The 11,527-nt window shown below is 67.6% G+C and carries 11 protein-coding genes (1 of these 11 running past the window's edge); 8 read left to right on the top strand and 3 right to left on the bottom strand.

All coding sequences use genetic code 11. The features are described 5' to 3' along the window. Both ABRP17_RS09995 and ABRP17_RS09990 read left to right on the top strand, forming a co-directional pair. Positions 1-1,041, top strand: the 3' portion of a protein-coding gene (locus ABRP17_RS09995; RefSeq protein ID WP_188325831.1) for a peptidoglycan DD-metalloendopeptidase family protein. Its footprint begins 426 nt before the window's first position; only the last 1,041 of its 1,467 coding nucleotides appear in the window; the start codon falls outside the window, past its left edge; it ends in the stop codon at positions 1,039-1,041. Positions 1,042-1,117: 76 nt separating this feature from the next. After that, positions 1,118-2,245, top strand: a complete 1,128-nt coding sequence (locus tag ABRP17_RS09990; protein WP_349986816.1) for an anhydro-N-acetylmuramic acid kinase — start codon at positions 1,118-1,120, stop codon at positions 2,243-2,245. 45 nt (positions 2,246-2,290) lie between these two features. On the opposite strand, the gene ABRP17_RS09985 is transcribed toward ABRP17_RS09990, so the two are convergent. The 3 genes from ABRP17_RS09985 to ABRP17_RS09975 all read right to left on the bottom strand — a co-directional run bounded on the left by ABRP17_RS09985 (position 2,291) and on the right by ABRP17_RS09975 (position 4,694). After that, positions 2,291-2,518 (bottom strand): hypothetical protein, encoded by a 228-nt coding sequence (locus ABRP17_RS09985; protein ID WP_188325830.1) that lies wholly within the window; start codon positions 2,516-2,518, stop codon positions 2,291-2,293. A 77-nt stretch (positions 2,519-2,595) separates the two neighbouring features. Next, positions 2,596-3,897 (bottom strand): MFS transporter, encoded by a 1,302-nt coding sequence (locus ABRP17_RS09980; RefSeq protein WP_192082075.1) that lies wholly within the window; start codon positions 3,895-3,897, stop codon positions 2,596-2,598. Continuing rightward, on the bottom strand, positions 3,894-4,694 hold the full coding sequence (locus ABRP17_RS09975) for an exodeoxyribonuclease III (protein ID WP_192082076.1): 801 nt from the start codon (positions 4,692-4,694) through the stop codon (positions 3,894-3,896). Before ABRP17_RS09975 ends, ABRP17_RS09980 begins: the two co-directional genes overlap by 4 nt. Positions 4,695-4,837: 143 nt before the next feature. On the opposite strand from ABRP17_RS09975, the gene pyrE reads away from it, so the two are divergent. From pyrE to kdpC, 6 genes are all read left to right on the top strand, one after another. After that, on the top strand, positions 4,838-5,497 hold the full coding sequence (pyrE, locus tag ABRP17_RS09970; RefSeq protein WP_188325827.1) for an orotate phosphoribosyltransferase: 660 nt from the start codon (positions 4,838-4,840) through the stop codon (positions 5,495-5,497). A 23-nt stretch (positions 5,498-5,520) separates the two neighbouring features. Beyond that, positions 5,521-6,168: a hypothetical protein gene (locus tag ABRP17_RS09965; protein WP_188325826.1), complete on the top strand. Its 648-nt coding sequence runs from the start codon at positions 5,521-5,523 to the stop codon at positions 6,166-6,168. Between the two features lie 828 nt (positions 6,169-6,996). Further along, positions 6,997-7,089 (top strand): potassium-transporting ATPase subunit F, encoded by a 93-nt coding sequence (locus ABRP17_RS09960; protein WP_188327166.1) that lies wholly within the window; start codon positions 6,997-6,999, stop codon positions 7,087-7,089. Between the two features lie 12 nt (positions 7,090-7,101). Further along, a complete protein-coding gene (gene kdpA, locus ABRP17_RS09955; protein WP_349986472.1) occupies positions 7,102-8,802 on the top strand; it encodes a potassium-transporting ATPase subunit KdpA in 1,701 nt (566 codons plus the stop codon). A gap of 10 nt (positions 8,803-8,812) precedes the next feature. Beyond that, complete coding sequence (gene kdpB, locus ABRP17_RS09950) at positions 8,813-10,861, top strand: potassium-transporting ATPase subunit KdpB (RefSeq protein ID WP_372486748.1); 2,049 nt, start codon at positions 8,813-8,815, stop codon at positions 10,859-10,861. Further along, complete coding sequence (gene kdpC / locus ABRP17_RS09945; protein WP_349986468.1) at positions 10,858-11,523, top strand: potassium-transporting ATPase subunit KdpC; 666 nt, start codon at positions 10,858-10,860, stop codon at positions 11,521-11,523. The genes kdpB and kdpC overlap by 4 nt, the downstream gene beginning before the upstream one ends. The last annotated feature ends 4 nt before the right edge of the window (positions 11,524-11,527 follow it).

Raw genomic sequence — 11,527 nt, 5'->3', positions numbered from 1 at the left:
CTGCGCCCAGGCACCGAGATCGCCTTCGACATGCCGTTGTCCGGTGAGCTGCGCAGCATCCGCTTCAACCGGGACGATGCCAACCGGGTGGAGTTGGCGCTGGCCGGGGACACCATCAAGGAAACGGTCAGCAAGCGCGAGACCAGCACCCGCACCGTGGTCACCAGCGGTGAGATCACCAGCTCGCTGTACGCCGCCGCGCGCAAGGCGGGGCTTTCGCCTTCGGCGATCGCGACCATGACCGACGAGATCTTCAAATACGACATCGATTTCTCCAAAGACCTGCAGCCGGGCGACCGCTTCAGCGTGGTGATGGATGAAACCTGGCGCGAAGGCGAGCGCGTAGACACCAGCAAGATCCTGGCCGCCACCTTCAGCAGTGGGGGCAAGACCTATTCCGGCTTCCGCTTCGACCGCAACGGCAAGGCAGAGTATTTCGATCTCGATGGCCGCCCGTTGAAGAAGAGCTTCATCCGCATGCCGATCCAGTTCGCGCGGTTGAGCTCGACCTTCGGCGCACGCAAGCACCCCGTGCTGGGCAAGATGCGCATGCACAAGGGCGTGGACTACGCCGCACGCACCGGCACCCCGATCATGGCCGCGGGCGATGCGCGCGTGCAGTTCGCCGGTACCCAGCGCGGCTACGGCAACGTGGTGATCCTCGACCACGGTCGCGGCCACACCACGCTGTACGGACATATGTCGCGCTTCGGCAACATCAAGGCCGGCCAGCGCGTGGCGCAGGGCACGGTGATCGGCTACGTCGGCTCCACCGGTCTGGCCACCGGCCCGCACCTGCACTACGAATTCCGCGTCAACGGCGAGCATCGCAATCCGCTCAGCGTGACCATGCCGCCGCCCGAGCCGCTGCGTGGCGCCGAACTGGTGGCCTTCCGCGCGCAGACCTCGCCGGCGATGGCGCGCATCCAGGGCATGGAGAAGATGATCTACGCCGATGCCAGCCCGGCCCCGGCCGGACGTGCCTCCGGCACTGAAGTGGCGAGTGCGCCGCGGGTGGCGACCGGCAACAAGCGCGGCTGAGGCCGCAGCCTGTTCCTGCATTGACGGCTCATGACAGGGCGCCCAAGCTGGCGCCCTTGTCGTTTCTGGAGTTCCGATGACCGCCTCGTTCGATCCGACGTGCCCGCTCTATATAGGCCTGATGTCCGGCACCAGTGCCGATGGCATCGATGCGGCCCTCGTGCAGTTTCCCGCTGAGGGCGGATGCCACTTCATCGACGGCCTGACCGGCGCCTGGGAGCCGACACTGCGCGAGCGCCTGGTGGTCCTGGGGCAAGGCGGTGAACTGGCGTCACTGGACGAGCTGGGCGATCTGGATGCGCGCATCGGCCTGGCCTTCGCCGAGGCTGCCGCGGACCTGCTTGCGCAGTCCGGTGTGGCGGCACGGCAGGTGCGGGCCATCGGTTCGCACGGCCAGACGGTCCGTCATCGCCCGAATGCATCGCCTGCGTTCACCCTACAACTGGGCGATGCCAACCGCATCGCCGAGCGCACCGGCATCACCACCGTCGCCGATTTTCGTCGTCGCGATGTCGCCGCCGGGGGCCAGGGCGCCCCGCTGATGCCGGCCTTCCATCTGGCCATGCTGGGCACGGCCGACGAAGACCGTGCCGTGCTGAATCTCGGCGGCATCGCCAACCTGACGCTCATCCCGCGATCGGGCACCCTGCTCGGCTTCGATACGGGCCCGGCCAACGCCCTGCTGGATGCGTGGTGCCAGCGCCACACCGGCCAGGCATTCGATGCCGATGGTGCCTTCGCCGCCAGTGGCGTGGTCGACGAGGGCCTGCTGGCGCGCTGGCGGGCCGACCCGTGGTTCCAGTTGCCGCCGCCCAAGAGCACCGGCCGCGAGCAGTTCCACCTGCCATGGGCACAGAGCTTCCTGGCCGATGGCCAGCGCCCGGCGGCCGATGTGCAGGCCACGCTGCTGGAGCTGAGCGTCGCCACCATCGCCGATGCGCTGCGGCGCAACCAGCCTGGCACCCGTCGTCTTCTGGTGTGTGGCGGCGGCGTCCGCAATGGCCAACTGCTGCTGCGGCTGGGCGCACGCTTGCCCGGCGTGGTGGTGGAATCCAGCGCCGTGCACGGGCTGGACCCGGACTATATGGAGGCGATGGGGTTCGCGTGGCTGGCGCAGCGCACGCTGGACGGACTGGCGGGCAACCTGCCCAGCGTCACCGGCGCACAGGGGCCGCGGATCCTGGGCGCGATCCATCCGGGGTAAGGCCGTTCGGGATTCGCCGAGCGTGGCCCGGCACTTGGCGACGCGTCAGAAGCCGTGGCCGGCCGGCAGGGCCTGCAGGGCCGCGATGGCATCGGCCAATGCATCGACTTCCGGATTCTCGAAGCCGCTGCGGACTTCCAGTTCGGTGGAAAACAGGCCCTGTTCCAGCACGGCGACGCAGGCCTGCGCCTGTGTCCACCCTCGCGCCACCGCCAACCGCGCGATACGGTCCAGGATCATCGGATCCACTTCCTGCAGCAGCAGGTCCGCCATGAGTGTGCTCCCCCTTGCATGGCCCCGTCCCCACGGTGCCGATAGTCGATCATCCCGTACCGCGCGCCCGCAGGCAATCAGCCTGCAGGCGATGCGGTGTCGGACAGGCGTGGCCACAACCACGCCAGCAGCAGCAGCGTCGGCACCACGGTCACCGCGCTGAGCATGAAGAACACGCTATACGAGGTGGCCTCCACGATGTATCCGGACACACCGCCGACGAACTTGCCCGGCAGGTTGGCCAGCGAGACCAGCAGCGCGTACTGGGTGGCGGTGAAGTTGCGATCGGTCAGCGATGACATGAACGCCACCAGCACCGTGCCGGCAAACCCCTGGAACAGGTTGTCGGCACTCAACGCCGCATAGAACGCCCACAGCTGGCCAGGGTTATGGGCCATCAGCAGGAACGCGAGGTTGGACAGGGCGACGCCGAGGGCCGCCACCAGCAGCATCCGGCGGAAGCCGAACGCGGCCACCGCGATGCCGCCGAGGAACGCCCCGCCGATGCCCATCCAGACACCGAACAGCTTGGACACGGTGGCGATGTCCGCCTTGTCGAAGCCCGAATCGAGATAGAAGGGACCGGCCATCACGCCGATCACCTGGTCCGGGAATTTGAACAACCCGACGAAGGCCAACAGGCCGACCGCCAGCGCTACCCCGTTGCGGGTGAAGAAGCTGCTGATCGGCTGGATGAAGGCTTCGGCCACATCGATGCGGCGCACGACGGCCGCTTCCGGGTGCGCCGGCTCGCGGCAGAACACCGTGGTGAGGATCGGTAGCAGCATCAGCGCGGCCATGGCCAGGTAGGCGATGATCCAGCCTTCGAACTGCGCCAGGTACAGCGCGCCAGCCCCGGCCAGGATCAGGCCGATCCGGTAGCCCAGCGTGTACGTGGCCGCCAATGCAGCCTGCGAGGCATCCGGTGCGATCTCGATACGATACGCATCGACCACCGAATCCTGGGTGGCGCCGGCGAAGGACGCCACCAGTACCCAGCAGACCAGTGGCCACACGCCCTGTTCCGGGCGCACGAAGGCCAGCGCGACCAGACCCACCAGCACCATGACCTGCGACACCAGCAGCCAGGAACGGCGGCGGCCCATGAAACCCAGCAGGGGCACCGCGTAGCGGTCCAGCATCGGGGCCCACAGGAACTTGAGCAGGTAGAAGAAGCTGGCCAGGCTGATCAGGCCGATGCTGCCCAGCTCCAGGCCGACGTCGCGCAGGCGCGTGGACAGGGTCTGTGAGGCGATCAGCAGGAACGGCAGGCCGCTGCCGAAGCCCAGCAGCGCCATGGTCAGGGCCGAGGGCGTGCCGAAGGCGCGCTTGATGCCGGCCCAGCCCTTGTACGACGCGGGCGCGGGCGCGTCCGTCATGGGGCGTAGTCCACGCAGAAGGGGGCATGGTCGGAGAAGCGCTCGTCCCGGTAGATCGAGCACCCCTGCAGGCGGTCGCGCAGGCCCGGGCTGACGAACTGGTAGTCAATGCGCCACCCCACGTTGTTGGCCCGCGCCGCGCCGCGGTTGCTCCACCACGTGTAGTCCTCGCCGGTCGGGTGCAGCACGCGGTAAGCATCCGCCCAGCCGCGCCCGCTGGCCAGGTCGGTGGCCTGGCCATGGTCGGCGCACACCGCATTGAGCCAGTCGCGCTCTTCCGGCAGGCAGCCGGAGTTCTTCTGGTTGGATTTCCAGTTCTTGATGTCCAGCGCCGAGCGGACGATGTTCCAGTCGCCGCAGAGGACGTAATCACGGCCGCTGTGCAGCCACTGGTCGAGGATCGGCCGGAGCCATTCCATCACCTCGAACTTGAAGCCCTGGCGCAGATCGCCGGAACTGCCCGACGGAATATAGAAGGAAACCACGCTGAGATTGCCGAAGCGGGCCTCGATGTAACGCCCTTCTTCGTCGAACGGCGCCCAGCCCAGCGAGGTGATGACCTGGTCGGGTTCGCGCTTGCTGTAGATGGCCACGCCGCTGTAGCCCTTCTTGGTGCTGGCGTCGCGGTAGAAGCAGTGGTGGCCATCCGGACGGAACATCGGATCGGACAGCTGCGCCTCCTGTGCCTTGGTTTCCTGGATGCACAGGACGTCGGCGTCCTGGGCGCGGAACCACTCGAGGAAGCCTTTGCTGGCAGCCGAACGGATGCCGTTGGCGTTGAAGCTGATGATGCGCATGCGGTCGATTCAGGGTGTCGGCGGAAACCGGCCCAGCATACCTGTTGCCACCGGCCTCGGCCCCCTTTCTCCCCGGTTGAAAGGGACCTGACGCGGGCTTTGCAGTACGCTTTACGTTCCAAGAAGAAGATAGATAGAGTCAGATGAGCGACCATCGTCACCGTTTCCTGCAGTTGGCCCTGAGCGCCGACGCCCTGCGCTTCGGCCAGTTCACCCTGAAGTCCGGCCGCCTGAGCCCCTATTTTTTCAATGCCGGCCGATTTGATTCCGGCTCCAAGATGGCGCAGCTGGCGCTGTGTTACGCCGACGCCGTCGATGCGGTCGGCCTGAAGTACGACGTGGTGTTCGGCCCGGCCTACAAGGGCATTCCGCTGGCCACCGCGATGGCCTGCGAGCTGGCGCAGCGTGGCCGCGACCTGCCGTTGTCGTTCAACCGCAAGGAAGTGAAGGACCACGGCGAAGGCGGCCAGCTGATCGGCGCCGACATGACCGGAAAGCGGGTGCTGATCGTCGATGACGTCATCACCGCGGGCACCGCGATCCGCGAAGCGATGGCGATCATCCGTGCGGCGGGCGGCATTCCGGCCGGCATCGTGGTGGCACTGGATCGCCAGGAGATCGCCTCGGAAACCGACAAGCGCTCGGCCGCGCAGGCCGTGGCCGAAGAAGCCGGCATTCCGGTGATCGCCGTTGCGACGATGGCGGATCTGCTTGATTTCGCGTCCGGAAACCCGGAACTTGTCGGCTACCGGCAGCCGCTGGAGGACTATCGGTCCCGCTACGGCAGCCGTCCTACGCACTGAAACGGCCCAAGGGGGTGGTCGCCATGGTGAGGATTTCATCTCTGTTAGCGGTCGTGCTGCTGACCGTGCCTTGCGTGGCCAGCGCACAGGGCGCGGCAGATCCCAAGCCGAAGAAGCTGTATTGCTGGAACCAGGGCACTCAACGCATCTGCAGCGATGCCCTGCCCGCCGACGCGGTCAACAATGCGCGCGAAGAGTTCAGCGCCAGCAGCGGCCTGCGCAGCGGCCAGGTGCAGCGCGCGCTCAACGAGGATGAGCGCGCACAGGCCGCCGTGGCAGACGCGCAAGCGCGCCTGGATGAAATGGCGCGCGAGACCCGCCAACGTACCGAGCAGGCGATGCTGTCCACCTATGGCAGTGAAGCCGAACTGCGGCGGGTCTTCAGCGAACGCATCGGCATTCTCGAAAACAACATCAATACGGCGCGGTACAACGTCGCCAGCCTGCGCGATGCGCTGTTCACTGCACTGGCCAGCGCCGGCGACCAGGAACTGGCCGGCCGCCCCGTGGGCGACAAGCCCGCCGCCACCATCCGCCAGCGGCATGGGGAACTGATCGCACAGCAACGCATGCAGGCGACCTTCGAGCGCCAGCGCAAGGAATTGGATGTGGAGATCGACGAGACGGTGCAGCGTTTCCGCCTGCTGAAAGGCGGTACGCCGGCGGCCTGAGGGCACACGGGTCCACGTCATCGCATTCGCGCTGTCGCTCCCACGCTTTGCTGCGCAAACCGTGGGCCCCGTCTCACCAGCACCCACACCCCGCCGCTTCGCGGCACGGGTCCACGTCATCGCATTCGCGCTGCCGCTCCCACGCTTTGCTTCGCAAACCGTGGGCCCCGTCTCACCAGCACCCACACCCCGCCGCTTCGCGGCACGGGTCCACGTCATCGCATTCGCGCTGCCGCTCCCACGCTTTGCTTCGCAAACCGCGGGCCCCGTCTCACCAGCACCCACACCCCGCCGCTTCGCGGCCGCCCCTGACTCAGGGGCTCCCTCCACCCGACGGGTCAACGGGACCTGCGGTAACGCCGACCCATGGTCGGCGGAATGTTCCCGCCAACGGCCCGCTGCGCTCGCCGACCATGGGTCGGCGCTACCGCTTTTCTCTTTTTTATTACGCGTCTGGCGGCCACGGAACCTGTCAGGGGGGTCGGGCGGTGGGGCTGGGCGGGGGCGTTGAGCGCCATGGATGGCGCGAAACGAGGCACGCATGGATGCGGATCTTGCCGTCCCCCGACCAGCCCCACCGCCCGGCCCAGCCCCAGATGCAGCTTCACGCAGCCAGCGCGAGGGGCTCCGCCGTTCGCAGTATTTACGCTGACTTTATGCGGCCGCAGGAAACGCGCCATGGAGGCTTTACGCGTGCCAGGCGGAGCATGACGTCCTGAGGTGGAGCGTTTCCACCAGGACGATCACTGTCATGTCATCGACTTCGCGTTGCACCGCCGCCCATCCGGCCGGCGGCCGTTGCTGTTCCTGCCAGGCGGGGTGCTGACCATGCCCGGCTGGCTTTCCCTGCTGTGCGGCGTGCTGGTGCTGGTGGCGGCCGCGTACCTGCTCTACGTCGTGCTCCGGCCCGAATCCTTCTGACGGGCCCCTGACATGACTGAGATCTTCGTTCTGCTGGCCGCCAGCGTGCTGCTGGCCTGGCCGCTGGGCCTGTACCTGGCGCGGGTGATGCGGGGCGCCCCCATGCGCATCGACCCCCTGTTCCACTGGATTGAAAAACCGCTGTACCGCGTGCTCGGCATCGATCCGGCGCGTGGCATGTCCTGGCGGGGTTACGTCGGTGCGTTCGTGCTCAGCAACCTGGTCATCGCCGTGCTGGTCTGGGCGGTGTTCATGACCCAGGCCTGGCTGCCGCTCAATCCCGATGGCATTGCCAACCTGCGGTGGGATACGGCGCTGCATACGATGGTGTCCTTCCTTACCAACACCAACCAGCAGCATTATTCGGGCCAGGCGCAGCTGTCCTATCTCTCGCAGATGACCGGTATCACCGGCCTGCAGGTGGTGACGCCGATGATGGGCCTGGCACTGGCGGTGGCCACGCTGCGCGCGATGTTCGCGCCGACACGGACGGACGTGACCGACGATGGCGACCGCCGCATCGATGTAGGCAACTACTACCGCGACGTGCTGCGCCTGTGCGTGCGTTTCATGCTGCCGCTGTGCCTGCTGTGGACCGTGCTGCTGGCGAGCCAGGGCGTGCCGTCCACGTTCGCGGCAGGCCCGCAGGCCACGCCGATGGACGCGAGCGCTGGCATGGAAACGCAGAAGATCCCGCTGGGCCCGGTCGCCGCGATGGTCGCCGCCAAGCAGCTCGGCGCCAACGGCGGCGGCTGGTATGGGCCGAACAGCGCGTTTCCCTTGGAGAACCCGACGCCGCTGTCCAACGCACTGGAGCTGGTCGGTATCCTGCTGATCCCCATCGCGATCATCTTCATGATCGGTGCCTTCACCGGACGCCGCCGCTTCGGCTGGCTGGTACTGGGCTGCATGGCCAGCATGTCCACGGTCTCCATCGCGGCCACCGTCTGGCTGGAAGGCCACTCCCCCACCGCCGCCAGCGCCCTGCTGATGGAAGGCAAGGAAGTACGGCTGGGCAGTGACGCCACGGCGTTGTGGGCGGCCGTCACCACCCAGGTGTCGAACGGTTCGGTCAATGGCATGCTCGATTCGATGAGTCCGCTGGCCAGTGCGGTGTCGCTGGTCAACATGCTGGTCAGTGCCATCTGGGGCGGCATCGGCTGCGGCCTGCAGCAGTTCATCGTCTACCTGCTGCTGGGCGTATTCCTGGCCGGCCTGATGACCGGCCGTACGCCGGAGCTGTTCGGTCGCAAGCTGGAAACACCGCAGATCCGCCTGCTCGCGCTGCTGGTCCTGCTGCAGCCGATCACCCTGCTGGTGCTTACCGCGATCACCTTGGCCGTACCGGGGTTGTCCGGCGCGTCCAATCCCGGCTTCCATGGCATCAGCCAGGTGTTCTATGAGTACGCCTCGGCCTACGCCAACAACGGCTCGGGTTTCGAGGGGCTGGGCGACAACACGCCGTGGTGGAACCTGACCTGCTCGCTGGTCCTGCTGCTGGGCCGCTTCCCGCTGCTGATCGTGCCGCTGGTGATCGCCGCACAACTTGCCGCCAAGCGCCGGGCACCGGAGTCGCCGGGCACGCTGCAGATCGAAACCCCCACCTTCGCGCTGACCCTGCTCAGCGTGATCGTCATCCTGACCGTCCTGCAGTTCCTGCCGGTTCTGGTGCTTGGCCCGGTGGCCGACCACCTCAGCCTTGGCCTGCATTGAGGCAATGCCCATGAACCCTGTCGCTCCTTCTTCCCTACCGCGTCGCCCTGCCCTGCTGGATGCCGCCGGGCTGCGCCACGCGCTGCTGGAATCCGTCCGCAAGCTTTCCCCCCGGCACCTGATGCACAGCCCGGTGATGGCCGTGGTGCTGGCCGGCACCCTGCTCGCGCTGGTCATCACGCTGAGCGGCAATGCACCGCTCGGCTTCGGCCTGGCGGTGAGTGCGATCCTGCTGCTCACCGTGCTGTTCGGCAACTTCGCCGAGGCGGTGGCCGAAGCACGTGGCCGAGGCCAGGCCGCCTCCCTGCGACGCGCCCGTCAGGATCTGGTCGCGCGACGCCTGAGCTCGGCGCACCCTGATGCGCAGCAGGAACAGGTCGCCGCTGCCGAACTGCGCCCGGGTGACCACGTGCTGGTCAGCGAGGGCGAGCTGGTGCCGGCCGATGGTGAGATCGTCCAAGGCCTGGCCACCATCAACGAAGCCGCCGTCACCGGCGAATCGGCGCCGGTGCTGCGTGAAGCCGGCACCGATCGGTCCGGGGTGATCGGCGGCACCAAGGTCCTGTCGGACCAGATCGTGGTGCGCATCACCGCCGAACCCGGCCACAGTTTCCTGGATCGGATGATCGCGCTGGTGGAAGGGGCCAACCGGCAGAAAACACCGAACGAAGTGGCGCTGACCCTGCTGCTGGCCGCGATGACGCTGACCTTCCTGGTGGTGGTGGCGACCCTGCCGGCGATCGGTGCATCGGTGGGCGTACGCGTGGATCCCTTGTTGCTGGTTGCGCTGCTGGTCTGCCTGATCCCGACCACCATCGGCGGACTGCTGCCGGCCATCGGCATCGCGGGCATGAACCGGGCACTGTCCGCCAACATCCTGGCCAAGTCGGGCAAGGCCGTGGAAGTGGCCGGCGACATTGATGTGCTGCTGCTGGACAAGACCGGCACCATCACCCATGGCGACCGGCAGGCGACCGCGTTCCATCCGTTGGCGGGCGTGGATGTGTCACAGCTGCGCGAGGCGGCCCTGCTGTCATCGCTCGCCGACCCCACGCCGGAGGGTAAATCCATCGTGCGCCTGGGGCGCGAACAGGGCTGCCGCCACGCAGAGCCCGAACAGGCCCATTACCTCGCTTTCAGCGCACAGACACGGATGTCCGGCGTCGACCTGGGGACGTCCAGAAGCATCCGCAAAGGCGCCGCCGACGCCATCCGCGCGCACGTACAGGCGCTGGGCGGCGAGGTGCCGGCCGAACTGAGCGGACGCGTGGAACAGGTTGCGCGCAAGGGCGCCACACCGCTGGTGGTGGCCGAAGGTCGCCATGTGCTGGGCGTGGTCGAACTGTCCGACGTGGTCAAGCACGGCATGCGCGAGAAATTCGCCCAGCTGCGGGCGATGGGCATCCGCACGGTGATGATCACCGGCGACAACCCGCTTACCGCCGCCGCGATCGCGGCCGAGGCCGGCGTGGACGACTACATCGCCGAGGCCCGTCCCGAAGACAAGCTGGCGCGCATCCGCCAGGAGCAGGCCGGCGGCCGGTTGGTGGCGATGGTCGGCGATGGCACCAACGATGCGCCCGCGCTGGCGCAGGCCGACATCGGCCTGGCGATGAACTCCGGCACCCAGGCCGCCAAGGAGGCCGGCAACATGGTCGACCTGGATTCGGATCCGGCCAAGCTGCTGGCCGTGGTCGAAATCGGCAAGCAGCAGCTGATCACCCGCGGTGCGCTGACGACGTTCTCGCTGGCCAACGACATCTCCAAATACTTCGCCATCCTGCCGGCGCTGTTCGCCGCGACCGTGCCTGCGATGGCGTCGTTGAACGTGATGGGCCTGTCCAGTCCACGCAACGCGGTGCTCGCCGCATTGATCTTCAATGCGCTGGTGATCCCTGCCCTGATTCCGTTGGCATTGCGCGGCGTCCGCTTCCGTCCGGCCACGGCCACGATGTTGCTGCGGCGGAACATGCTGGTGTACGGGCTCGGTGGCGTGCTGCTGCCGTTCATGGCGATCAAGGCGATCGACTTCCTCCTGATGATGGTGATTGGCGCATGAATCGTTCGATGATGACCCCCGCAGAGACCACCGCACCGGCGCGCGCACATGCCCGGGCTGCGGCCGAGCGCGAAGCGAGACTGCAGCATGACGCCGCTTGGCGCCCCGCCGTGGTGCTGGGGCTGGGCAGCCTGCTGCTGGCCGGCGCGCTTTACGCCGGCGTCGGCACGGGGCTGGCACGGCTGGCCTTTCCGGCGCAGTCCGACGGCAGCCTGCTGCACGACGCGCAGGGCACGGTGCGCGGTTCAGCGCTGCTGGCACAGCCTTTCGTCGGCGATGGCTGGTTCCAGACACGTCCGTCCGCGGCCAGCCACGATCCGATGGCGGCGGCCGGGTCCAACATGGCGCGCAGCAATCCCGCACTGGCTGCCCGCGTTGCCGAAGCCACCGCCGCTGTGGCTAAGCGCGAAGGCATTCCCGCGGCGCAGGTGCCGGCTGATCTGGTGACCCAGTCCGGCAGCGGCCTGGATCCGGATCTTTCGCCGGCCGCCGTGCAGGTGCAGGTGGCCCGCGTGGCGCGTGCGCGTGGCCTGTCCCCCGCCGCCGTACAGGCGCTGGTCGATGCGCAGCTGCAGGCGCCGCGCTGGGGCCTGTTCGGCCAACCCCGGATCAACGTGATGCGACTCAACCAGTCCGTGCAGGCGGCCGCGCATGCACGGTGATGTC

The organism is Stenotrophomonas sp. WHRI 8082, assembly GCF_040223995.2.
Taxonomy (GTDB): domain Bacteria; phylum Pseudomonadota; class Gammaproteobacteria; order Xanthomonadales; family Xanthomonadaceae; genus Stenotrophomonas.
This window is presented reverse-complemented; position numbering and strand designations above follow the sequence as displayed.